Origin of the sequence: Streptomyces sp. HNM0645, from assembly GCF_030056615.1 — a bacterium.
GTDB classification, from domain to species: Bacteria; Actinomycetota; Actinomycetes; order Streptomycetales; family Streptomycetaceae; genus Streptomyces; species Streptomyces marianii.
The window spans coordinates 26,017-48,604 of sequence record NZ_JASHLT010000054.1 but is presented as its reverse complement, the minus strand read 5'-3'; the positions used below and the strand labels follow the sequence as shown (position 1 = coordinate 48,604).

At 71.1% G+C, this 22,588-nt stretch carries 18 protein-coding genes and 1 pseudogene; 13 read left to right on the top strand and 6 right to left on the bottom strand.

The window, feature by feature from the left end; translation table 11 throughout:
* Nucleotides 1–3: 3 nt before the first annotated feature.
* Complete coding sequence (locus QMZ92_RS30005) at nucleotides 4–759, top strand: SDR family NAD(P)-dependent oxidoreductase (RefSeq protein WP_283300714.1); 756 nt, start codon at nucleotides 4–6, stop codon at nucleotides 757–759.
* A 240-nt stretch (nucleotides 760–999) separates the two neighbouring features.
* Here the strand turns inward: QMZ92_RS30005 and QMZ92_RS30000 are convergent, their stop codons facing one another.
* Both QMZ92_RS30000 and fabG read right to left on the bottom strand, forming a co-directional pair.
* Nucleotides 1,000–1,947 carry an aromatase/cyclase gene (locus QMZ92_RS30000; protein ID WP_283300713.1) on the bottom strand — a complete coding sequence of 316 codons (948 nt, stop codon included), beginning with the start codon at nucleotides 1,945–1,947 and terminating at the stop codon, nucleotides 1,000–1,002.
* Nucleotides 1,948–1,976: 29 nt separating this feature from the next.
* The gene (gene fabG, locus QMZ92_RS29995) at nucleotides 1,977–2,762 is read right to left on the bottom strand and encodes a 3-oxoacyl-ACP reductase FabG (protein ID WP_283300712.1); all 786 of its coding nucleotides are present in this window, start codon (nucleotides 2,760–2,762) and stop codon (nucleotides 1,977–1,979) included.
* Between the two features lie 191 nt (nucleotides 2,763–2,953).
* On the opposite strand from fabG, the gene QMZ92_RS29990 reads away from it, so the two are divergent.
* From QMZ92_RS29990 to QMZ92_RS29970, 5 genes are all read left to right on the top strand, one after another.
* A complete protein-coding gene (locus QMZ92_RS29990; protein WP_283300711.1) occupies nucleotides 2,954–3,343 on the top strand; it encodes an antibiotic biosynthesis monooxygenase family protein in 390 nt (129 codons plus the stop codon).
* Entirely contained in the window at nucleotides 3,340–4,599 is a 1,260-nt protein-coding gene (locus QMZ92_RS29985) for a beta-ketoacyl-[acyl-carrier-protein] synthase family protein (RefSeq protein WP_283300710.1), read from the top strand. The genes QMZ92_RS29990 and QMZ92_RS29985 overlap by 4 nt, the downstream gene beginning before the upstream one ends.
* Nucleotides 4,600–4,604: 5 nt before the next feature.
* The gene (locus QMZ92_RS29980; protein ID WP_283300709.1) at nucleotides 4,605–5,882 is read left to right on the top strand and encodes a ketosynthase chain-length factor; all 1,278 of its coding nucleotides are present in this window, start codon (nucleotides 4,605–4,607) and stop codon (nucleotides 5,880–5,882) included.
* A gap of 71 nt (nucleotides 5,883–5,953) precedes the next feature.
* A complete protein-coding gene (locus QMZ92_RS29975) occupies nucleotides 5,954–6,940 on the top strand; it encodes a ketoacyl-ACP synthase III family protein (protein ID WP_283300736.1) in 987 nt (328 codons plus the stop codon).
* 10 nt (nucleotides 6,941–6,950) lie between these two features.
* Nucleotides 6,951–7,967 carry an acyltransferase domain-containing protein gene (locus QMZ92_RS29970; RefSeq protein ID WP_283300708.1) on the top strand — a complete coding sequence of 339 codons (1,017 nt, stop codon included), beginning with the start codon at nucleotides 6,951–6,953 and terminating at the stop codon, nucleotides 7,965–7,967.
* Here QMZ92_RS29970 and QMZ92_RS29965 read toward each other — a convergent pair.
* Entirely contained in the window at nucleotides 7,945–8,805 is an 861-nt protein-coding gene (locus QMZ92_RS29965; protein WP_283300707.1) for a class I SAM-dependent methyltransferase, read from the bottom strand. The two genes, QMZ92_RS29970 and QMZ92_RS29965, sit on opposite strands and share 23 nt — an antisense overlap.
* A gap of 182 nt (nucleotides 8,806–8,987) precedes the next feature.
* Here QMZ92_RS29965 and QMZ92_RS29960 point away from each other — a divergent pair, with 182 nt between their 5' ends.
* Genes QMZ92_RS29960 through QMZ92_RS29940 form a run of 5 tightly spaced genes read left to right on the top strand, consistent with a single transcriptional unit; the run spans nucleotide 8,988 to nucleotide 14,108 of the window.
* Complete coding sequence (locus QMZ92_RS29960) at nucleotides 8,988–9,425, top strand: ester cyclase (protein ID WP_283300706.1); 438 nt, start codon at nucleotides 8,988–8,990, stop codon at nucleotides 9,423–9,425.
* A 46-nt stretch (nucleotides 9,426–9,471) separates the two neighbouring features.
* The gene (locus QMZ92_RS29955; RefSeq protein WP_283300705.1) at nucleotides 9,472–10,542 is read left to right on the top strand and encodes a methyltransferase; all 1,071 of its coding nucleotides are present in this window, start codon (nucleotides 9,472–9,474) and stop codon (nucleotides 10,540–10,542) included.
* Between the two features lie 30 nt (nucleotides 10,543–10,572).
* A complete protein-coding gene (locus tag QMZ92_RS29950; RefSeq protein WP_283300704.1) occupies nucleotides 10,573–11,469 on the top strand; it encodes an alpha/beta fold hydrolase in 897 nt (298 codons plus the stop codon).
* A gap of 11 nt (nucleotides 11,470–11,480) precedes the next feature.
* Complete coding sequence (locus QMZ92_RS29945) at nucleotides 11,481–12,794, top strand: cytochrome P450 family protein (RefSeq protein ID WP_283300703.1); 1,314 nt, start codon at nucleotides 11,481–11,483, stop codon at nucleotides 12,792–12,794.
* A gap of 18 nt (nucleotides 12,795–12,812) precedes the next feature.
* Entirely contained in the window at nucleotides 12,813–14,108 is a 1,296-nt protein-coding gene (locus QMZ92_RS29940) for an activator-dependent family glycosyltransferase (protein ID WP_283300702.1), read from the top strand.
* A gap of 44 nt (nucleotides 14,109–14,152) precedes the next feature.
* Here the strand turns inward: QMZ92_RS29940 and QMZ92_RS29935 are convergent.
* A pseudogene (locus tag QMZ92_RS29935) lies at nucleotides 14,153–14,429 on the bottom strand (transposase); the annotation flags it as partial.
* A gap of 96 nt (nucleotides 14,430–14,525) precedes the next feature.
* Nucleotides 14,526–16,820, bottom strand: a complete 2,295-nt coding sequence (locus QMZ92_RS29930; RefSeq protein ID WP_283300701.1) for an ATP-binding cassette domain-containing protein — start codon at nucleotides 16,818–16,820, stop codon at nucleotides 14,526–14,528.
* Nucleotides 16,821–17,503: 683 nt separating this feature from the next.
* Here QMZ92_RS29930 and QMZ92_RS29925 point away from each other — a divergent pair.
* The gene (locus tag QMZ92_RS29925; RefSeq protein ID WP_283300700.1) at nucleotides 17,504–18,127 is read left to right on the top strand and encodes a hypothetical protein; all 624 of its coding nucleotides are present in this window, start codon (nucleotides 17,504–17,506) and stop codon (nucleotides 18,125–18,127) included.
* Between the two features lie 813 nt (nucleotides 18,128–18,940).
* The gene (locus QMZ92_RS29920) at nucleotides 18,941–21,517 is read left to right on the top strand and encodes a Pls/PosA family non-ribosomal peptide synthetase (protein ID WP_283300699.1); all 2,577 of its coding nucleotides are present in this window, start codon (nucleotides 18,941–18,943) and stop codon (nucleotides 21,515–21,517) included.
* A 595-nt stretch (nucleotides 21,518–22,112) separates the two neighbouring features.
* Here QMZ92_RS29920 and QMZ92_RS29915 read toward each other — a convergent pair.
* Nucleotides 22,113–22,514, bottom strand: a complete 402-nt coding sequence (locus QMZ92_RS29915; RefSeq protein WP_283300698.1) for a hypothetical protein — start codon at nucleotides 22,512–22,514, stop codon at nucleotides 22,113–22,115.
* Between the last annotated feature and the right edge of the window lie 74 nt (nucleotides 22,515–22,588).

Below are 22,588 nucleotides of genomic sequence, written 5' to 3'. Positions count from 1 at the left end.
CGTATGGAGAACACACAGCGATCCGTGATCGTGACCGGCGGCGGCTCCGGCATCGGACGAGCCGTCGCGCGCGCCTTCGCTGCCCGGGGCGAACGTGTCCTCGTCGTTGGCAGGACTCCCGGTCCGCTGGCAGAAACGGTGGGCGGGCACAAGGACGCGCACACGCTGGCCGTGGACATCACCGACGCCGGGGCACCGGAGGCGGTCGCCCGGGAGGTGCGCGAGCGGCTCGGCGGCGTGGTCGACGTGCTCGTGAACAATGCCTCCACGGCCGCCTTCGGACACCTGGGCGAGCTGGACCGGACCGCGGTGGAGGCGCAGGTGGCCACGAACCTCGTGGCCCCCGTGCTGCTCACCCAGGCGCTGCTCAGCCCGCTGGAGGCCGCTTCAGGTCTGGTGGTGAACATCGGTTCGGCGGGCGCGCTCGGCCGGCGGGCCTGGCCGGGGAACGCGGTGTACGGGGCGGCCAAGGCGGGCCTGGACCTGCTGACCCGGTCCTGGGCCGTGGAACTCGGTCCCCGCGGCATCCGCGTGGCCGGTGTCGCCCCGGGGGTGGTCGAGACCGGCGCGGGGGTCCGGGCCGGGATGTCCCAGGAGGCGTACGACGACTTCCTGGAGGCCATGGGGCCGCGCGTCCCGCTCGGCCGCGTGGGCCGACCCGAGGACGTCGCGTGGTGGGTGGTGCGGCTCGCCGATCCCGAAGCCGCCTACACCAGCGGTGCCGTCCTGGCCGTGGACGGGGGCCTCTCGGTGACGTGAGGCCCACCGGCCCGGAGCACGGGCGGGGCGCCCTCCGCTCACCGGAGGGCGCCCCGCCCGTGCTCGCCGGAGGGCGAACCGCCCTGAACACCGGCCCGAAACGCGGCGGGCCCTGCCCCGAGGGAATCGGGGCAGGGCCCGTNGCCGGAGGGCGAACCGCCCTGAACACCGGCCCGAAACGCGGCGGGCCCTGCCCCGAGGGAATCGGGGCAGGGCCCGTGCGGGCTCGGGACGCTCGTCTCAGGCGCTGGACTCGGCGTACTGTCTGGCCGCTTCCAGGGTCAGCAGGCTGTTGCGGCCCAGGGCCCCGCGGACGAAGTCCACGGCGTCTGTCTCGGTCGCCCCCGCTCCGAGGACGCCGGGGATCGCCGAGCGGGCCACGGACACAGTGTGGGCCGAGGTGACGGCGATCCCGTCCCCGTCGTCGGCGGGACGGACCGACCAGCGGCCGAGATGGAGCGTGAGCAGCGGCGGCGTACGCAGCTGCTTGTAGACGATGACACGCCGTTCGGGGAAGCACACCCGCACCGACGCGGTGGTGTGCACCGAGCCGTCCGCGGTGAGGGTGTCCATCTCCATGTGCTGGAGACCCGGTTCCTCCTCCTTGACCGCGATCCGCGCGACGTGGGAGAGCCGCTTTTCCCAGAGGTCGCTACGGCGGAGGAAGTCGTAGACGTCCTCGGCACGGCCGCGGACGACGACGGTGTCCTCGAAGGTCGTCGGCTCGGTGCCGTCGGGCCGTTCCAGCGCGGCGCGCAGGGACGCCAGTTCCGTTTCGCTGTTGCTGTCCACAGCCCGGTGGATCCAGCCGATCGTCTCCGGGTCGTCGTCCACGGTCCGGAAGTCGTGCGTGAGCCGCACCCGGGTGCCGCCGTCGCCGGCTTCCTCGACGATCCATTCGCCCCCCATCGCGGCGACGGGGTGGGCGGACACCTCCTGCCGGAAACGGATGCGCCGCGCCCCCTCGTCGAACTCGCGCCGCGATGTCCAGGTGCGCAGCGAGCAGTTGGCGGTGGCCCAGACGCGTATGCGCTCGGTGGGGCCGGTGCGCTCGATCTGTTCGACGTGGACGCTGGGCGGGAACACGACGGGCCAGGCCCGAGCGTCGGCAAGCACGGCGAACACGGCGTCCGGAGCGGCGGAGGTGTGGATCTCATGCTCGGTCTGCTGAAGCGGTGACTCGGGCATCTGCCCTCCTGAGATCGTGTCGCGGATGGTCAGTAACCACCAAGGCCACCGCAGACGTTGATGGCCTGGGCCGTGATCGAGTCGGCGCTGTCGGAGGCCAGGTAGTGGACGATCCCGGCCACCTCCTCGGGTGTCGAGTAGCGTCCGAGGGGGATCTTCGCCCGGAACTTCTCCAGGACATCGTTCTCGGTGACGTCCCAGAAAGCGGCGTAGCGCTGCCGGACGCCCTGTGCCATGGGCGTCTCGACGTACCCGGGGCAGACGGCGTTGACGGTTATGCCCGTCCTGGCCAGCTCCAGCGCGACGGCCTTCGTGAAGCCGATCAGGCCGCTCTTGGAGGCGGAGTAGGGGGCGCCGAGGGCCACTCCCTGCTTGCCGCCCGTGGAGGCGATGTTGATGATCCGGCCCCAGCCGTGCTCCGGCATGCCGCCGCCGGCCAGGACGGCGCGGGTGACCCGGAAGGCCCCGTTGAGGTTGGTGTCGACGACGTTCAGCCAGAGGTCGTCGGGGATCTCGGCGGTCACACCACCACCGCCGCGGCCCGCGTTGTTGACGACGATGTCGATCGGCCCGAAGCGGTTGCGTGCCGTGCGGACCAGCCGGTCGACGTCGGCGGTGCTCCGCACATCGCACGGCGCGCCATCCACCTCCAGTCCCGATGCCTGTAGTTCCTTCACGGTGCCGGTGACGGCGCTCTCGTGGCGAGCGCACAGGAACACCCGGGTCCCGTCCCGGGCAAGCTTGCGCGCCACCGCGAGACCGATGCCGCTGGTTCCCCCGGTGACGAGTGCGACCCGGTCGGCTGCGTCGGACATGGTCCTCCCTTCGACGGAGGGCCAACCTCACACCTCGCGCTCGAGCCGCGCTTGACGACCCGGCTTCCAGAGGGGGTCGAGCGGCGCCGCAGAGGCTCGGAGTCCGGCGTGACGCACATATGCGGACTCGGCCGCACCGTCTCACCGACGCCCCTCCCACACACCTGGACCAACGGACCCGTGGAGCAGCAATGCCTCTGCCAGAACCGAACGACGCCGACTCCGGAACGGTGACGTTCGTCAACCGATTCACCCTGAGCGGATCCGCCGAGGACTTCGAGGCGGCGTTCGCCGAAACGGCCGAGTTCTTGTGCCGTCGGCCCGGCTTCCGCCGGCACACCCTGCTGGTGCCGGCGGACACCGGTCGCGGCCCGGCGGACGCCCGCCCGCAGTACGTGAACATCGCGGTCTGGGACGACGAAGCCTCCTTCCGCGCCGCCGTGGCGCACCCGGAGTTCCCTGCCCACGCGGCCGCTCTCCGGGCCCTGAGCACCAGCGAACCGGCCCTGTACCGGCACCGCCAGGTCCGGGTCGCGCCGGGCGTCCCGGCCCCGAGCGGGCCCGGAGGGCGGACGAGGTGAACCGGCGGGTCGTCATCACCGGGATCGGCGTGGTGGCTCCCGGCGCCACCGGGACCAAGCCGTTCTGGGAGCTCCTGCTGTCCGGAACGACCGCCACCCGCGCCATCAGCACGTTCGACGCCACGCCCTTCCGCTCCCGTGTCGCCGCCGAGTGCGACTTCGATCCGGTGGCTGCGGGGCTTTCCGAGGAGCAGGCCCGGCGTCTCGACCGGACCGGGCAGTTCGCGCTGGTCGCCGGTCAGGAGGCGCTCGCCGACAGCGGGTTGCGGATCGAGGAGGACTCCGCGCACCGGGTCGGGGTGTGTGTGGGCACCGCCGTCGGCTGCACCCAGAAGCTGGAGTCGGAGTATGTCGCGCTCAGTGCGGGCGGAGCACACTGGGTCGTGGATCCCGGCCGGGGTTCGCCCCAGCTGTACGACTACTTCGTGCCCAGCTCCCTGGCCGCCGAAGTGGCCTGGCTCGCCGGAGCGGAGGGGCCCGTGAACATAGTCTCGGCCGGGTGCACCTCGGGGATCGACTCCATCGGGTACGCCTGCGAGCTCATCCGCGAGGGGACGGTGGACGCCATGGTCACGGGCGGCGTGGACTCCCCGATCGCGCCGATCACGGTGGCCTGCTTCGACGCCATCAGGGCGACCTCCGACCACAACGACACACCCGGGACCGCCTCACGTCCCTTCAGTCGCAGCCGCAACGGCTTCGTGCTGGGCGAGGGCGGTGCGATCGTGGTCCTGGAGGAGGCGGAGGCGGCCCAGCGCAGAGGTGCGCGGATCTACGCCGAGATCGGCGGCTACGCCTCGCGCGGCAACGCATACCACATGACCGGGCTGCGCGCCGACGGCGCCGAGATGGCGGCGGCGATCACCGCGGCGCTCGACGAGGCCCGCCGCGACCCCTCGGACGTGGACTACGTCAACGCCCACGGCACGGCGACGAAGCAGAACGACCGGCACGAGACCTCCGCGTTCAAGCGCTCCCTGGGGGAGCACGCGTACCGGGTGCCCATCAGCTCCATCAAGTCGATGATCGGTCACTCCCTGGGCGCGGTCGGCTCGCTCGAAGTGGCGGCGACTGCGCTGGCCGTGGAGTACGGGGCGATCCCGCCGACCGCGAATCTGCACGACCCCGATCCCGAACTCGACCTGGACTACGTGCCGGTGACGGCGCGTGAACAGCGGGTGCGGAACGCACTGACGGTGGGCAGCGGCTTCGGTGGCTTCCAGAGCGCCATGCTCCTGAGCCGTTTCGAGAGGTGACCCCCATGACACGTACCACGACACGGACCGCGTCTTCGCAGATCCCCTCGTCGGCCGCGGCCCGGCGGGGCGGCACGCGCCGCACTGTGGTGACGGGTCTCGGGATCGTCGCTCCCAACGGGCTCGGGGTGAGCGCGTACTGGGACGCGGTCCTGAACGGCCGCAACGGCATCGGACCGCTGCAGCGGTTCACCGGCGACGGCCGCCTGGGCCGGCTGGCCGGGGAGGTGAGCGACTTCGTCCCCGAGGACCATCTGCCGAAGCGGCTGCTGGCGCAGACCGATCCGATGACCCAGTACGCGCTAGCCGCCGCCGAGTGGGCCCTGCGGGAGGCCGACTGCTCCCCGTCGTCGCCGCTGGAGGCGGGTGTGATCACGGGCAGCGCGTCCGGCGGCTTCGACTTCGGCCAGCGGGAGTTGCAGAACCTGTGGAGCAAGGGACCGGCCCACGTCAGCGCGTACATGTCGTTCGCCTGGTTCTACGCCGTCAACACCGGGCAGATCGCCATCCGGCACGACCTGCGCGGCCCGGTCGGCGTGGTGGTGGCCGAGCAGGCGGGCGGCCTCGACGCCCTCGCGCACGCTCGCCGCAAGGTCCGGGGCGGAGCCGAGCTGATCGTCTCGGGCGCTGTGGACTCGTCGCTGTGCCCGTACGGCATGGCGGCCCAGGTGAAGTCGGGCCGGCTGAGCGGCTCGGACGACCCGGCGGCCGGGTATCTGCCGTTCGACCGGCGGGCGTCCGGACATGTGCCCGGCGAGGGAGGGGCGATCCTCACCGTCGAGGACGCGGAGCGGACCGCCGCGCGGGGCGCGGCGGTGTATGGGGAGATCGCGGGGTACGGCGCGAGCTTCGATCCTCCGCCCGGCTCCGGCCGCCCCTCCACGTTCGCCCGTGCCGTCGAAACGGCACTGGCCGATGCCGGGCTGGACGCATCCGACGTGGCAGTGGTGTTCGCCGACGGCGCGGCCGTTCCCGAAATGGACGCGGCCGAGGCGGAGGCCCTGGCGTCGGTCTTCGGGCCGCGCCGGGTGCCGGTGACGGTCCCCAAGACCCTCACCGGCCGGCTGTACTCGGGCGCGGGACCACTGGACGTGGCGACCGCGCTGCTGGCGCTGCGGGACGAGGTGGTCCCGGCGACCGCCCACGTCGAACCCGACCCGGACCTGCCGCTCGACGTGGTGACCGGACAGCCTCGGCCACTGGCGGGCGGCAGGGCGGCCCTCGTCGTCGCCCGTGGTTACGGAGGGTTCAACAGCGCTCTGGTGGTCCGGGGGGCGGCGTGAGCGTGCCGGACACGGCGCCCGGGGACGTCCACGTGGCCGGCTGCGGCGTCTGGCTGCCCCCGCCGGTGACCATGGAACAGGCCCTGGCCGCCGGCCACTGCGACCGCAGGCTCGCCTCGTCGACGGGGATGCTGTCGGTGGCGGTCGCCGACAAGGAGACCCCGGCGGAGATGGCGGCGCTGGCGGCCCGCGCCGCCCTGGACCGCTCTGGCGTCGAACCGGCCCACGTCGACCTCGTCCTGCACGCCAGCCTGTACTTCCAGGGGCACCATCTGTGGGCGCCGGCCTCCTACGTCCAGCGGGTGGCAGTCGGGAACCGCTGTCCCGCCATGGAGGTGCGGCAGGTGTCCAACGGCGGTATGGCCGCCCTGGAACTGGCCCGCGCGTACCTGATTGCCGCCCCGGACCGGGTGACCGCGCTGATCACCACGGGCGACCGGATGCATACGCCGGGCTTCGACCGCTGGAGAAGCGACCCCGGCACGGTGTACGCCGACGGCGGCACCGCCCTCGTGCTCTCCCGGCAGGGCGGCTTCGCCCGACTGCGCAGCCTGGTGACGGTCTCCGAACCGGTGCTGGAGGGCATGCACCGGGGCGGGCACCCGTTCGGCCCGCCGTCCCCGGAGGGACAGCGGACTGTGGACCTGGACGCGCACAAGCGGGCGTACGTGGCCGAGGCGGGAAGCTCGTTCAGCGTCGCCCGGGTCTCGGCGGGTCAGGAGGAGGCACTGACCGGCGCCCTGGAGGCGGCCGGGGTCGATCTCGACGACATCAGCAGGGTTGTGCTGCCGCACATGGGGTGGCGCCGGCTGAGCGCCGCCTACTTCAACAAGTGGGACATCGAACCCGAGCGCACCACCTGGGAGTTCGGGCGGCGGACCGGCCACCTGGGAGGCGGTGACCCCATCGCCGGGCTCGACCACCTCGTCGGCTCCGGACGCCTCGCCCCGGGAGAGCTGTGTCTGCTGGTCAGCGTCGGCGCCGGCTTCAGCTGGTCGTGCGCCGTCGTGGAGTTGCTGGAACGCCCGTCGTGGGCGGCCGCCCCGGCCGCCCGGTGAGGAGCCCGCCATGGATGCCCCCGCGATTCTCCTGATGTTCCCCGGACAGGGGTCTCAGCACGCGCGGATGGCCGCCGGCCTGTACGGACCCGAACCGGCCTTCACGGCCGCCGTGGACGAGGTCTTCGATGCGTACGACGCCGCCGGCTACGGCGAGGGCGGACGGCTGCGTGCCGACTGGCTGAGCGATCACCCCGTCATACCGCTGGACCACGTCACCCGTTCCCAGCCGTTGCTGTTCGCGGTGGACTACGCCCTCGGCCGGATGGTGACGGCCACGACCGGCCGGCCGTGGGCACTGCTGGGGCACAGTGTCGGGGAGATGGCGGCGGCCGCGCTCGCCGGGGTGTTCACGCTGCGCGACGCGGCGGGCCTCGTGCTGGACCGGGTGCGACGGCTGGCCCAGGCACCGCCCGGAGGGATGCTGGCGGTCGCCGCGGGCGGGGACGTGCTGGGTCCGTATCTCGGAGACGGGGAGGTGGTGGTCGCGGCCGTCAACTCGCCCCGCCAGACCATTCTCGCGGGGCCCGTCGCACCGCTCGCCGGGGTCGCCCGGGCGCTGCGGGAGGCAGGGCTGACATGCCGTGAGGTGCCGTCGCTGACCGCCTTCCACAGTCCGATGCTGGCCCCGTACGCGGCGGGGGCGGCCGAGCGGTTCGCGTCCACGCGCGTGGCGGCTCCGTCCATCCCCTTCCGCTCCGGGTACCGGCCGGGTGCGGTGACCGGGCAACTGGCCGCCGACCCGTCGTACTGGGCCGGGCATCCCGTGGAGACGGTCCGTTTCTGGCCGGCGCTGGACGCGGTGCTCGGCTCCCGCACGGGCGTGGTCTGTGTGGAGACGGGGCCGGGGCAGGGGCTGAGCACCATCGCCCGCCGCCATCCGACGGTGCGGTCCGGGCAGAACTCGGTGGTGCCGCTGCTGCCGCCGCGGGCCGGCACCGCCGAGGCGGACCGGACGTCCGTGGCGGCGGCGCTGGCCGCGGTGCGCGAGCAGGGCGCCGTGCTCAGTGGGCGACCTGGGCGGTGACGAAGCGGACCGGCACGTCGATGGCGAGGGCCCCGGTGGCGTCACTCAGCTTGTCGAGTCCCTCGACGAGCCGTGCGCGCAATTCCGTTCGCTGGGCCTGCGGGAGGTTCTGCCACAGCAGACGCATGCCCTGGGTGTGGGACCAGTCCACCCACGCCTCGCTGGACAGGGCCGTCATCCGCACCGGTTCGTCGGTGACGGTGACCGAGGTGTAGCCGCAGCGTTCCATGGTGCGGACGAGATCTTCGACCCGCTCCAGCCAGCTGTTGAACCGCCGAACCAGCGCCTCGGGCCGCCACTGCTCGGGCAGGTGCTCCAGCAGCGCCTGCGGGATGAGCGGGGTGAACTCCGGTGGCAGGAAGGGGAACGTGCCGGCGCGGAAGACCGGGCTGGTGAACGCGATCCTGCCCCCGTGGTCCAGGATTCCGGCGTAGCGCGCCAGCGCCCCCACCGCGTCCGGCAGGAAGATGACGCTGTAGCTCCCCATGGCCAGGTCGAACGAGCGCGGCGGGAATTCGGGCGTCTCCGCGTCCATCACATCGAGGGCGATATTCCGCAGACCGCGTTCGGCGGCTTCCCTGCGAGCTTCCTCGATCATTCCGGGAGCGATGTCGATTCCGTGGACGTGCCCCTGAGGGCCGACCTTTCGCAAAGCCGGGAAAAGGCATGCGCCGCGCCCGCAGCCTATGTCGATCACTCGTTCACCGGCGGCCGGCTCCGCCATTTCCACCAGGCGGTTGCCCATGGGCGTGAAGAATTGCACTCCCAGCCGGTCATAGGTCGACGACGACTGGTCGAAGGCGTGTGCCACCTGCTCTTTGTAGGACGAATCCTGCATCCTCGGCTCCTGCCTCTGCGATTCCGTCTCTTCCCGACTTCCCAGTTTTCGACCCGCACTTGAAGGGCGGTGGAGTGCCGTTCGAGGCACCCCCGAAACCCTTGTACGCCACCGCAGTCGGAACAACAATCGTTGACGCGGCCGCTGCCGGTGTCGCCGTTTCCGGTACGGGAGGGAAAATCATGAGCATGCAGATCGATCTGGCCCGCCGCATGGTGGAGGCATACAACACGGGAAAAACCGACGATGTCGCGGAATTCATTCACCCCGAGTATCTGAACCCCGGCGCGCTGGAGCACAATCCGGATCTGCGCGGCCCGGAGGCGTTCGCGGCCGCCGTCACCTGGCTCAAGTACGCCTTCTCCGAAGAGGCGCACCTGGAGGAGATCGGTTACGAGGAGAACGGCCCGTGGGTGCGGGCGAAGCTGGCCCTCTACGGCCGGCACGTCGGCAATCTCGTCGGCATGCCGGCGACCGGGCGCCGGTTCTCCGGTGAGCAGATCCACCTCATCCGCATCGTCGACGGCAAGATCCGCGACCACCGCGACTGGCCCGACTACCTCGGCACCTACCGCCAGCTCGGCGAGCCCTGGCCCACCCCCGAGGGCTGCCGCCCCTGAGCTCTCCTTCACCCACCGACGCCACGACAGGAGCACGGACACACCCATGACAGCCGAACAGACGGTCGCTGCCCGGCCGCAGCAGATCGACGCCCTCAGGACCCTGATCCGCCTCGGAAGCCTGCACACCCCCATGGTCGTCCGGACGGCCGCCACCCTGCGGCTCGTCGACCACATCCTGGCCGGGTCCCGCACCGTGGAGGCCCTGGCGGCCAGGACCGACACCCGGCCCGAAACACTCCTGCGGCTGATCCGCCACCTGGTGGCGATCGGGCTGCTGCAGGAGGACGCACCGGGCGAGTTCGTCCCGACCGAGGTCGGGGAGCTGCTCGCCGACGACCACCCGGCCGCGCAGCGCGCCTGGCACGACCTGACGCAGACCGTGGCGCGGGCCGACATCTCCTTCACCCACCTCCCCGACGCCATCCGCACCGGCCGTCCCACGTACGAGTCGATCTACGGCAAGCCGTTCTACGAGGACCTGGCCGGCCGCCCCGGCCTGCGCGCGTCCTTCGACTCGCTGCTCGCCTGCGACCAGGACGTCGCCTTCGACGCGCCGGCCGCCGCGTACGACTGGACGAACGTCCGGCACGTGCTCGACGTGGGCGGCGGCAAGGGTGGCTTCGCCGCGGCCATCGCGCGCCGGGCCCCGCACGTCTCGGCGACCGTCCTGGAGATGGCGGGCACCGTGGACACCGCCCGCGCCTATCTGAAGGACGAGGGTCTCTCCGAGCGCGTCGACGTCGTCGAGGGTGACTTCTTCCAGCCGCTTCCCCGCAGGGCGGACGCGATCATCCTCTCCTTCGTCCTGCTGAACTGGCCGGACCCCGACGCCGTCCGGATCCTCACCCGCTGCGCCGAGGCCCTGGAGCCCGGCGGACGCATCCTGATCCACGAGCGCGACGACCTCCACGAGAACTCGTTCAACGAACAGTTCACGGAGCTCGATCTGCGGATGCTGGTCTTCCTCGGCGGTGCCCTGCGCACCCGCGAGAAGTGGGACGGGCTGGCCGCGTCGGCGGGCCTCGCGGTCGAGGAGGTGCGGCAACTGCCCTCGCCGACCATCCCGTACGACCTCTCGCTCCTCGTCCTTGCCCCCGCGTCCACCGGCGCCTGACACACGAGGAACGGGAAGGGTTGGTCAGCGATGCCGACACGCACGATCACCCACGACGAGGTGACCCTGTGGAGCGAGGGGCTCGGTGACCCGGCCGACGCCCCGATGCTCCTGATCGCCGGCGGCAACCTCTCGGCCAGGTCATGGCCGGACGAGTTCGTCGAACGCCTGGTCTCGGCCGGGCACTTCGTGATCCGCTATGACCACCGGGACACCGGGCGCTCCTCCCGGTGCGACTTCGAGCTCCACCCCTACGGCTTCGACGAACTGGCCGCCGACGCGCTGGCCGTCCTGGACGGCTGGCAGGTCCGCGCCGCCCATGTGGTGGGCATGTCGCTGGGCCACACCATCGGCCAGCTGCTCGCCCTGGACGCTCCGGAGCGGCTCCTCACCCTCACCGTGATGCTGGGGGGCGCGCTCGACGTCGACTTCGACGCCGACCTGGAGGCGGCCCTCAAGGGTGAGCCGTCCGTCAGCGGACTGCCCGTGCCCACCCAGCGGTTCCTCGACATGATGACGCTGCTTCAGCAACCTGCCGAGACTGACGAGGGGCGGCTGGAGCGCCGGGTGGAGAAGTGGCGCCTGCTCAACGGGAAGGGAGTGCCCTTCGACGCCGACGAGTTCCGGCGCCGCGAGCTCCTGGCCGCCGGGCACGCGGGAACGTTCGACGAGCCGATCGTGCACCACATGATCCCGCAGCCGCCGGTGTCGCGGGGGGCGGAGTTGTCCCGCGTCACCACACCGGTGCTGGCGGTCCAGGCGATGTGCGACCCCGCGGCCCCGCCGCCGCACGCCCGGCACCTCGCCGACCGGATTCCCTGCGCCCGGGTGGTGGAGATCGAGAACATGGGGCACGCCCTGCCCCTCGCGGTCCACGAGCCGCTGGCCGCCGCCATCTGCGCCCACACCCGGGCCACGACAGTGTGAGGAGCACGACGATGCCCACACCCACGTACGCGCCGCCGGCCGCCCCGACCGACAGCGAGCTGGGGCGCCATCTGCTGACCGTGCGCGGCTTCCACTTCGTCTTCGGCGCGCTGGGCGACCCCTATGCCCGGCGACTGCGCGGCGAGGCCGATCATCTGTCCCTCGGTGAGCTGGTCCGCGGCCGGGGCCCGCTCCACCGCAGTGCGCTTGGCACGTGGGTGACCGCGGACGGCGGGCTGGCGGCCCGCCTGCTGGACGACCCGCTGCTGGGTCCCCGGCACCCTGCCTCCGAGGGCCCGCAGGAGCACGTGCGTGACAACGTCTGGGAGACCTGGCGGACCTGTCACGTCACTCCGCTCGGCGAGGACCTGCTGCCCCCGGCCGCCGAGCACGACCGTCTCGCGGCCCTGCTCGGTCCGGTCCTCGGGCCCGGTACGTGCACGGCGTGGCAGATCGACGCGGAGCGTGCGGTGCATCGGGTGCTGGACGGTCTGCCGTCGCACTTCGACCTGGTGTCGGACCTGGCGCGGCCGGCGGTCGCGAGCTCGCTCGCCGCCGTCCTGGGCCTCCCGGACGCTGCACGTGCGGTACTGCCGGACCTGCTGGCCGCCTGCGGTCCGGTGCTCGACTCCGCCCTCTGCCCGCCGCGCCTCCCGGTGGCCCGGGCGATGACGCAGGCGCTGCGCCGCGTCCGGGAGCTGATGGCCGCGGCCGTGGCCGACCACCTCACCGCACCGGCAGACGGCGCGCTGAGCGCCCTGCTGGCCGTGGACCCCGATGGCGGACGCGATCCCGGGGACACCGTCACGGCCGCGGTGCTGAGCACGGTGGTCGGAGCCGAGACGGCGATCACCACCGTGGCGAACGCCGTCATGGCTCTGCTGGAGCACGGCGAGCAGTGGTCGCTGCTGCGGGCCGATCCCGAAAGGGCGGCGGACGCGGTCGAGGAGACCCTCCGCTGGGCCCCGCCCGTGACACTGCGCAGCCTGATCACCCAGGGAGAGGTCGAGATCGGCGGCGAGACGCTGGAGGCGGACCAGCACGTGGTGGTGCTGGTCGACGCCGCCCAGCGGGACGCGGAGCTGTACGAGGACCCGGACCGCTTCCGCCTTGACCGCCCCCGTAGCCCCGGTTTCACACACGTGGCCCTGGCGGGCCCGGACCACCTGAGGCTGGTCGCCCCGCTCGTCCGCGTGCTGTGCACCGCCGTCCTGCGGGCGGTGGCCGAGCGGCTGCAGGTGCTGCAGGCCGAGGGCGAGCCGCTGCGGCGCGGGCGCTCCCCTGTGGTCCGCGCCCCGCTCTCGCTGCGGCTGGCCCAGAAGTGACCCGGGGAGGGTGACCCGATGAAGGTGCTCGTGACGGCGTTCGCCATGGACGCGCACTTCAACGGTGTGGTGCCGCTCGCCTGGGCGCTGCGGGCGGCCGGGCACGACGTCCGGGTGGCGAGCCAGCCCGCTCTCACCGAGAGCATCACCCGCGCTGGACTCACGGCTGTGCCGGTGGGTACGGACCACCAGGTGCAGGCGGCGATGGGGGCCATGGCGCCCGGCGTGTTCGCGCTGCACCGGAACCCGGACTACCTGGAGAACCGGCCGGAGCTGCTCGACCTGGAGTTCCTCGAAGCGTCCACGTCCATGCTGACGGCGGCGTTCTACGCCCAGATCAACAACGACTCCATGATCGACGAGATGGTGGACTTCGCCCGCTGGTGGCGTCCCGACCTGGTCGTCTGGGAGCCCTTCACCTTCGCCGGCGCGGTGGCGGCCCAGGTGACCGGCGCGGCGCAGGCCCGCCTGCTGTGGGGCCCAGACCTCTTCCTGCGGGTGCACGACCGGTTCCAGCAGGTACTGGACGAGGTGCCGGCCGAGCGCCGGGACGACGCCCTGGAGGAGTGGCTGACGTGGACGCTGGAGCGGCACGGTGCGGCCTTCGGGCCCGCGGTGATCAGCGGCCACTGGACGATCGACCAGATGCCGCCGAGCGTGCGGTTCGCCACGGCCCGCCCGACGGTGCCGATGCGGTTCGTCCCTTACAACGGCCCGGTCCCGGCGGTGGTGCCACCGTGGCTGCGGGCGGATCCTGGGCGCCCGAGGGTCCTGCTCACTCAGGGCATCACGGAGCGCTCGACGGGCTTCACGGGGCTGCCCCGGGCCGGTGAGCTGCTGGCCGCGATCGCGGAGCTGGACGCCGAGGTGGTCGCCACGGTCAAGGCCGAGGAGCGCGACGGCCTGCCGCCGCTGCCCGGGAACGTGCGGGTGGTGGACAGCCTGTCCCTGCACGTCGTCCTTCCGAGCTGCGCGGCCGTCGTGCACCACGGCGGCGCCGGCACCTGGGCGACGGCGGCGCTGCACGGGGTGCCTCAGCTTGCCCTCGCCTGGCAGTGGGACGACGTCTTCCGGGCCGGGCAGCTGGAGAAGCTTGGCGCGGGGATCTTCCTCCCGCCGCACGGCGAGGGCGCCTCGGCCGGCCGGGTCAGGGACAGGCTGGCTCAGGTATCGGCCGAGCCGTCCTTCCGGCAGGGCGCGGCACGGATCCGCGCGGAGATGCTGCGGACCCCGGCACCCGGTGCGGTGGTGCCGACGCTGGAACAGCTGACGGCCCGGCACCGTGCGCCGGCCGGGCAGGGCGTCCGGCGCTGACTTGATCTTTAACCTGTGCGGCGTGGACGAGGAGTCGTGGACTTCTTCGGCAGCGGCACCGCGGCAAGGGCCCGACGCAGCCGGGCCACCTCCACCCGGCCGGCGGCCAGGGCGTCATAGAGCCCACCGTGCCCGCGACGGTGTTCGCCCACCGGCGACAACTCCACCAGGGAACCGGACCGGGCCGTCCTCACACAGCACGGCGTCGGCCCGCTCGAACAGCGCGTCCACACGTCTGGTCAGGCAGGAGTAGAACTCACCCCGGAAGCGTGACAGTTCCGCGAACGGATCCTGCCGGACCGTGTGATGCAGCAGACTCATCCCCACGGCCTTCGTGCTGGGCGTGTGTGTTCCTTGGTCGGAGCACATGCTCAGCCGAAGGCATGGCGGGACGCCGCTCAGCACCCGGGTCAAGGATCAGCGCGAGGCCCGGTGGTCGGCCTTGGAACCGGCACCCGGCAGGGACGCGGCGAGGAACCGCCCGGTGACGGAGTGCTCGGCCTCCGCCAGGTCGGCGGGGGTGCCCTCGAAGATCACCCGGCCGCCCTCGCTGCCGCCCCCGGGGCCGAGGTCGACGACCCAGTCCGCCTGCCTGACGACGTCGAGATTGTGCTCGATGACGATGACCGAGTTCCCCTTCTCGACGAGGCCGTCGAGAAGGCGGACGAGGCTGTCGACATCGGACATGTGGAGTCCGGTGGTGGGCTCGTCCATGACGTAGACGCTGCCCTTCTTCCCCAGCTCCGTGGCGAGCTTGATGCGCTGGCACTCACCGCCGGAGAGGGTGTTGAGCGGCTGCCCGAGCTGGAGATAGCCGAGGCCGACCTGGTTGATGGAACGGAGCGTCCTGGCGACCTTGGGCTCGGTGAAGAACTGGGCCGCCTCCGCGGCGCTCATCGACAGCACGTCGTGGATGTTCTGCCCTCGCAGGGTCAGGCGCAGGACGTCCTCGGTGAAACGCATGCCCGCGCAGACCTCGCAGGTCGTGATCATCGGATCCATGAAGGCGAGGTCGGTGTAGATGATGCCGTGTCCCTGGCAGGTGGGGCAGGCGCCCTCGGAGTTGAAGCTGAACAGTGAGGGGCTGACCTGGTTCTCACGGGCGAACAGCCTGCGGATCTCGTCCATGATGCCGGTGTAGGTCGCCGGGTTCGAACGCCGGTTGGTGGTGACCGCGGACTGGTCGATGACGACCGCCGAGGGGTGCTGCCGCAGCAGTACGTCGTGGATGAGCGTGCTCTTCCCGGAGCCGGCCGGTCCGGTGACAGCGGTCAGAACGCCGAGCGGAATCCGTACGCTGATGTCCTTGAGGTTGTGGATCCGGGCTCCCGTCACCTCCAGGTGCCCCCTGGGCTCGCGGAATCGCTCCTTGATCGGGGTGATCCTGCGGAGGAACCGTCCGGTCGGCGTGTCCGCCTCTGTGAGACCCCGGACGTCGCCCCGGTAGACGATCTCGCCTCCGCACCGCCCGGCCCCGGGCCCGAGGTCGATGACGTGCTCGGCCATCTCGATGATGTCGCGGTCATGCTCGACCACCAGCACGGTGTTGCCCTTCTCGGCCAGTTCCATCAGGAGCCGGCTGAGCCGCTGGACGTCACTGGGGTGCAGGCCGATCGTGGGCTCGTCGAAGATGTACACCATGTCGACGAGCGAACTGTTCAGGTGACGCACCATCTTGATGCGCTGTGACTCGCCGCCGGAGAGCGTGGAGGTCTCACGGCTGAGGCTGAGGTATCCCAGCCCCAGTTCCATGAGGTGCTGGAGCCGCTCGATCAGACTGGCCGTCAGGGGGGAGACGGAGGGCGCGTCGACCTTCTTGACCTCCTCCATCAGGTCGGCGATCTCCAAGGAGGAGAGTTCGGCGATGTTCCGGCCGTTGATGCGGCAGCCGAGCGCCTGCCGGCTGAGCCGTTGCCCCTTACAGGTGTCGCAGGGCCCCCGGGTGACGACCTGCTCCAGCGCCACCCGGTTCTTCGCGCTCATCTCGTCCGGCTCCTTGCGCAAGTAGAGCCGGTTGAACTTGTCCATCAGCCCTTCGTACTTGGAGTTGATCTTGCCTCCTTGCCATTCCAGAGCGATCGACCCCTGGGCCCCGTACAGGAACGCCTGCCACTCGCTCTCGGTGTAGTCGCGGAGCCTCTTGTCGTTGTCGAAGAGGCCGGAATTGGCGTACAGCTTCCAGAACCAGCCACCGACATTGAAGGCGGGATGCCGGATGGCGCCCTCATTGAGGGATTTGGACCTGTCGAGCAGCTTGTCGAGGTCGACCTGAACTCGGTGGCCGAGGCCCTCGCAATCGGGGCACATTCCCGAGGGGTCGTTGAACGAGAAGGCGTTCGAATAGCCGATCCAAGGCCGGCCCACCCGGGAATACAGAAGCCGGAGCAGGGCGTAGATGTCGGTGATCGTCCCGACGGTGGACCGCGCGTTCCCTCCGATCCGCTTCTGATCGATGATCACCGCAGCGGAGAGGTTCGCGATGTCGTCGACGTCGGGCTGACCGTACTTGGGCAGGCGATTGCGCACGAACGCGGTGAACGTCTCATTGAGCTGCCGTTGGGATTCCGCCGCGATTGTGTCGAACACCAGGGACGACTTTCCCGACCCCGATACCCCCGTGAACACGGTGACCTTATGCTTCGGCACCTCCACGGAGATGTCCTTGAGGTTGTTCTCACGGGCACCGATGATCTGAATAGCCTTCTGCTGCATGAACATCCTCACATCGACGGAAGAGGGCCACTTCTCACGCTACCGTCGATTGCGGACAGATCCTGGCCGCAATATCGACGAGGCCCCGTCGTCAGATGACGGGTCTTCGAATTCGGTGTGGTGCCGCCTTCCGCACCCTCAAGGAGTTCGAGGAGCGCGTCACACGTCTGACCGAGCCGGGGAAGAAGGCAGCGGCCCAGGCGCGGCACGGGCTGACCAACCGGGCCCTCGCACCTCCGACGGACGATTCCGGCCGGTGGCCTGGCGGCCGATCAGAGGGCTTCGGAGGGCTCCGGCTCCACTCGGGCGCGGGGTCGCGGGCCCGTGTACCGCGAGGCCGACCGCGGGTCGGTGACCTCGATGCGGACGCCGCCGGCAACGGTGCATGGGCGCCGACGCCCGTGGGGGCCACCTGTGCGGCCGCCGTCACGGCCCGCCGTCCGGCGGGGAGCGACCCGCCGTCCGTGACCTCTCTTCCCCCCACGCCGGAGCCGTTGTCAAGTCCCGGGTTCTCCTGTCACGCGATCCAGGGGCATGACGCCCGCCGCCCGCCACCGGCGTAATGGAGGTGCGGACCCGGCCGGAACGGAGGGACCGCGCGGCTCGTCGGTGAGTGGTTCGCCGAACGCCCCGGGTCGTTTCGACATGTCCCTCTTGCCGACACCTTGACGGAAGTGATTTTCATGTTCCACGCCATCCGGACCTCGAACCGAACCAAGCGCCTCCTTCTTCTCACCGTCGCCGCGGCCGCCGTCACCGGGGGCGCCGTGGCGTCCTCCACCGCGAACGCCGCCCCCGTCACACCACGTGCCGGTGTCGTCACCGCGATCCGGGCCGAGCTTCGTGCCGGATGGGTGAAGACCACCGACGCCCCTACGGGCATCACCGCGGACCTGCCCGGCAAGGCGACCGTCGAGAAGCACACCGAGCGCGTCCTCGGCCAGGAGGTGACCAACCGCGCGTACCTGGTGGAGACCGGGGAGGGTTTCGTGGTCTTCGCCGTCACCGAGGTGCCGGACGCCTACGACATGCGGCTCGGCGCCGAGCTCCGGTCCTTCGTGGAAGGAGTGGAGAAGGAGACCGGCACCTCGTTCGTCAGTACGGGCGCCGAGGAGACCACGGTCGAGGGCCGGCCCGCGCTCGACGCGCGGATCGCGACGGACGAGGGGGAGCGGATGACCGGGTCCACCCGTCTCATCGACGGCGACAGGTACCTCGTCCAGGTCGTGACCGTCGGCCCGGAGGCGAACGAGAAGGCGCTGGAGAAGACGCACCGGGAAATCGTCGACAGTATCCGGATCCCGTAGCCGCTTCGACGGGCCGCGGTGCTGACGGGTCGGGCGGCGGCCCGTCAGCAGCGCGGTAACGCCGTTCGTGCGACGGCCGTCAGGGTTTCCTTCCGGCGGTCCGCACGGCTCTGCACGGCCGCGGGCAGACCGGACCGAGCGGGGCGGGCCCGGGACCGACCCGCACAGGGCCCGGTCCAGGAGGCGCGCTCCCCGGGGGCGACCCGGGCGGGGGCCGGTCCAGGTGCGCCGGGCACCGGTCCAACCGGGACGCACCCGCGTGACTCACCCGGCCGGGCCAGCACCCCGCAACCGGTGTTCTCGCCCCGTCATCAGCACGCCCGGCGCACGCCCCGCGCGCCCCTCTCTCCCCTTTCACACGCCCCGCCCACCCGTCCGGCCGAACCCCGCTCGGCACTTTGAAGACATTTGATTGAAGAATTTCCCATCCGGGCGGGTGCCGGTACCGAATACCTGACGGGTGCGATTCAAGCGCCTCCCGAGGCGTCCGCTACCGGCGGTCGGCGCCGGGGGCCATCGCCTCGTCCCGACGATGACAACAGCTTCGATGCGGTGTCCGGACTACCGGCCACCGGCGGTCCGGCGGCCGGGATTCATTCGCGTAGCCATCACGTTCAGGGCAGTCCGACGGGATCCGGTCCGAGTGGCACCCCTGCGATGCACGACGGAGACTGGTGATCGTGATTGTGACCGGAGAAGAGCTCACGACCGCGTGACTTCCGGATTGCTCGCTCCGGCCATCGCTGGAGCGTGAGGACAACGAGTGCCGGCCGCGCAGAACGATGGCGACCGGCATTTCCTCAAGGAGCTCGCATGGTGGACAAGTCTGTCGAGGTCCTGACGCCCGAGCCGGATGAATCGGCGCTCAACGAGCACCGAATTGACGGTCCGGCGACGGGAACGGGTACGGCAGGTGCCGAGAAGGACTTCGCCGAAGTACTGGCCGGCCTGGTAAAGGCCGAGCAGATATCGGCGGACAGCCACTTCTTCGAGGACCTGTGCGCCAACTCGCTGGTCATGGCGCAGTTCTGCGCCCGGGTCAGGAAGCGCGACGACCTTCCCTCGGTGTCGATGAAGGACATCTATCAGTACCCCACGATCCGCGGCCTGGTGACCGCACTGGTGACGGAGGCGCCCGCGCCCGAAGCCGCGCCGGCATCCGAACCGGCCGAGAGCGTCGTACCCGTCAGCAGAAGGACGTACCTCCTGTGCGGAACCGCGCAGACGCTGGTCTTCCTCGCCTACTGCTTTGCCCTCGGCACCGTCACCGCTCGTGGCTACGAGTGGGTTTCCAGGGGCTCGGGTCTGCTGCACATCTACCTGCGGTCCATGGTCTTCGGCAGCGCCGCGATGATCGTGCTCTGCCTCTTCCCCATCGCCGCCAAATGGATCCTGGTCGGCCGCTGGAAACCACAGGAGTTCCCCATCTGGGGACTGACCTATCTGCGGTTCTGGACCGTCAAGGTACTGGTCAACGCGAACCCGATGAGGTTCTACGTCGGAAATCCGCTGTACGTCCTCTATCTGCGGGCCCTCGGCGCCCGTATCGGAAAGGGCGTCACCATCCTTTCCCGGACCGTCCCGGTGTGCACCGACCTGCTCACGATCGGCTCCGGCACGGTCATCCGCAAGGAGTCCTACTTCATCGGCTACCGCGCCCACGCCGGTCGCATCCAGACGGGCCGCGTCACGATCGGGCGGGACGCGTTCGTCGGTGAGAAGACCGTGCTCGACATCGACACGTCGATGGGCGACCGGGCCCAACTGGGCCACGCCTCGGCGCTGCAGAGCGGTGACTCGGTCCCGGCCGGCGAGCACTGGCACGGCTCCCCGGCCGAGCGCACCGACGTCGACTACGTGCGCGTGCCGCCGGCGCGTTGCAGCACACTGCGCCGGACGCTCTTCGGGCTCGGCACCGTGCTCCAACTGTTCGTGCTGTACGTCCCGCTGATGGTCGGCGGCGCGTACCTCCTGGTGACGGAGATCCCGGCGCTGAACCAGGTGCTGGGCCCCGGCGCCACGCACATCACGTCGGCGGGCCTGTACGTCGACGCCCTGGTCCTGTCCGTCGTCCTCTTCTTCGGCTCCCTCGTCCTCGGGCTGGTCTGGCTGTTCACCGTGCCGCGGCTGCTGAGCCTGACGATCGAGCCGGACAGGGTCTATCCGCTGTACGGCCTGCAGTACTCGCTGCACCGGCTCATCGCGCGGATGACCAACGTCAAGTTCTTCGGCTGGCTCTTCGGGGACAGCTCGTACATCGTCCACTACCTGCGCTTTCTCGGCTACGACCTGTCCAAGGTGGAGCAGACCGGGTCCAACTTCGGCACCCATGTGCAGCACGAGTCCCCCTACCTCACCACGGTGGGTACCGGAACGATGGTCGCCGACGGTCTCTCCGTCATGAACGCGGAATTCTCGGGGACGTCGTTTCGCGTCTCCCGGGCCGTCATCGGCCCGCACAGCTTTCTCGGCAACAACATCGCCTACCCGTCCGGGGGCAGGACCGGCGAGAACACCCTGCTCGCGACGAAGGTGATGATCCCGCTCGACGGCGAAGTCCGCGAGGACGTGGGCCTGCTGGGAGCGCCGTGCTTCGGGATCCCGCGCACCGTCGAGCGCGACACCCGCTTCGACCATCTGAGGACCGGCGAGGAGTTCCACCGCAGTCTGGCCGCGAAGAACCGGTACAACCTCCGCACCATGGCGCTCTGGCTGTTCGTGCGGTGGGTGCACTCGTTCGTGCTGACGGTGTTCGCTCTGGCGACCCTCGACGTGTACGGCGTGCTCGGGCAGCTGGTGATCGCGCTGTACCTCTCGATCACCCTGGCGTTCACGGCGTGCTACTTCACCCTGTCGGAACGGCTCATCACCCGCTTCCGCCCGCTGGAGCCCAAGCTGTGCTCCATCTACGACCCGTACTTCTGGTGGCACGAGCGCCTCTGGAAGGTTCCCGTGCACTACCTCAACCTCTTCAGCGGCACGCCCTACAAGACGCTGCTGTGGCGGATGCTGGGCGTGCGCATGGGCAGGCGGGTCTTCGACGACGGCGCGGGCTTCACGGAGCGGACGCTGACCACGATCGGCGACTTCTGCACGCTGAACCAGGCGAGCACGGTCCAGTGCCACTCGCAGGAGGACGGCACGTTCAAGTCCGACTACAGCGTCCTCGGCACCGGCTGCACCCTCGGCGTCAGCTCCCACGTGCACTACGGCGTGACGATGGGCGACCACGCCCAGCTCGCTGCCGACGCCTTCCTGATGAAGGGCGAGGAAATGCCCGCACACGCACGGTGGATCGGGAATCCGGCCGCCGAGGCGCGCGGGGCCGCCTACCGACCCGTCGCGCTGAACGGCAGCCCGCAGCCGCACGCGGCGTCCGGGCGAGGGTGAGGGAGGACGCACCGATGGAGACGCAGATGGCGCGGACGGCAGGGGCGGCGCGGACGGACGCGGGCCGGGAGTTCTGGTGCGACGTGCTCGGCGCCGGAGGACTGACCGCGATCCCGCGGTGGACGACCGAGCCGGTGCCGGGGAGCGCGGAGCACGTGGCGCGGGTCCCGGACGGGCTCGCACAGGGGCTGCGGCGGCTGGCCGGGGAGTCCGGCGTCCCGCTGGGTGCGGTGGTGCTCGCGGCCCATGCCCGTGTGCTGGCGGTGCTGTCGGGTGAGGACGAGGCCGTCACCGGCTGTGTTCCCGCTCCGGGCGCGCGGGCGCTGCCGTGCCGGATGGTGGCCGACGGCGCTCGTGCCTGGCGGGCGTTGGTCCGCGATGCGCACCGCGTGACCACGGGACTGCGGGCGCACCGCGACTTCCCGGTGGCGGAGCTAGCGCGCGAACTGGGTGCCGCCGGACCGCTGTACGAGGTGGAGTTCGACTCTCACGGGGTCGACGGGGGCNGGGGAGCGCGGAGCACGTGGCGCGGGTCCCGGACGGGCTCGCGCAGGGGCTGCGGCGGCTGGCCGGGGAGCTCGGGATCCCGGCCACCTCACTGGTGCTCGCGGCCCATGCCCGTGTGCTGGCGGTGCTGTCGGGTGAGGACGAGGCCGTCACCGGCTGTGTTCCCGCCCCGGGCGCTCCGGCGCTGCCGTGCCGGATTGCCACCGACGTCCCCTCGTGGCGGGCCCTCGTCCGGGACACCCATGACGCCGTGACGCGGATCGCCGAGCACCGGGACTTCCCCGTCGAGTCCCTGCGCCGGCAGATGGCGATCGCGGGGCCGGTCACCGAAGCCGAGTTCGACCCTCACGGGGTCGACGGGGGGGTCGGTGGTGGGACGGTGCTGCGGCTGTCGGTGGTGGACGGGGTGGGTGGGGACGTGGTGCTGCGGTTCCGGTTCCGCACCGATGTGCTGGACGGGGAGGCGGCGGGCCGGATCGCCGGCTATCACCTGGCCGCGCTGGCGCGGATCGCGGCGGATCCGGATACCGCGTGCGGCGACACGGGCCTGCTGTCCGCCGAGGA

What these genes read in the sequence shown, in the direction of transcription:
- QMZ92_RS29975 (WP_283300736.1), top strand. Translation starts at nt 5,954, where the DNA reads ATGGAACAGGCCCTGGCCGCCGGCCACTGCGACCGCAGGCTCGCCTCG.
- QMZ92_RS29945 (WP_283300703.1), top strand. Translation starts at nt 11,481, where the DNA reads ATGCCCACACCCACGTACGCGCCGCCGGCCGCCCCGACCGACAGCGAG.
- QMZ92_RS29970 (WP_283300708.1), top strand. Translation starts at nt 6,951, where the DNA reads ATGGATGCCCCCGCGATTCTCCTGATGTTCCCCGGACAGGGGTCTCAG.
- QMZ92_RS29990 (WP_283300711.1), top strand. Translation starts at nt 2,954, where the DNA reads ATGCCTCTGCCAGAACCGAACGACGCCGACTCCGGAACGGTGACGTTC.
- QMZ92_RS29920 (WP_283300699.1), top strand. Translation starts at nt 18,941, where the DNA reads ATGGTGGACAAGTCTGTCGAGGTCCTGACGCCCGAGCCGGATGAATCG.
- QMZ92_RS29940 (WP_283300702.1), top strand. Translation starts at nt 12,813, where the DNA reads ATGAAGGTGCTCGTGACGGCGTTCGCCATGGACGCGCACTTCAACGGT.
- QMZ92_RS29955 (WP_283300705.1), top strand. Translation starts at nt 9,472, where the DNA reads ATGACAGCCGAACAGACGGTCGCTGCCCGGCCGCAGCAGATCGACGCC.
- QMZ92_RS29960 (WP_283300706.1), top strand. Translation starts at nt 8,988, where the DNA reads ATGAGCATGCAGATCGATCTGGCCCGCCGCATGGTGGAGGCATACAAC.
- QMZ92_RS29980 (WP_283300709.1), top strand. Translation starts at nt 4,605, where the DNA reads ATGACACGTACCACGACACGGACCGCGTCTTCGCAGATCCCCTCGTCG.
- QMZ92_RS29925 (WP_283300700.1), top strand. Translation starts at nt 17,504, where the DNA reads ATGTTCCACGCCATCCGGACCTCGAACCGAACCAAGCGCCTCCTTCTT.
- QMZ92_RS29965 (WP_283300707.1), bottom strand. Translation starts at nt 8,805, where the DNA reads ATGCAGGATTCGTCCTACAAAGAGCAGGTGGCACACGCCTTCGACCAG.
- QMZ92_RS30005 (WP_283300714.1), top strand. Translation starts at nt 4, where the DNA reads ATGGAGAACACACAGCGATCCGTGATCGTGACCGGCGGCGGCTCCGGC.
- fabG (WP_283300712.1), bottom strand. Translation starts at nt 2,762, where the DNA reads ATGTCCGACGCAGCCGACCGGGTCGCACTCGTCACCGGGGGAACCAGC.
- QMZ92_RS30000 (WP_283300713.1), bottom strand. Translation starts at nt 1,947, where the DNA reads ATGCCCGAGTCACCGCTTCAGCAGACCGAGCATGAGATCCACACCTCC.
- QMZ92_RS29950 (WP_283300704.1), top strand. Translation starts at nt 10,573, where the DNA reads ATGCCGACACGCACGATCACCCACGACGAGGTGACCCTGTGGAGCGAG.
- QMZ92_RS29930 (WP_283300701.1), bottom strand. Translation starts at nt 16,820, where the DNA reads ATGCAGCAGAAGGCTATTCAGATCATCGGTGCCCGTGAGAACAACCTC.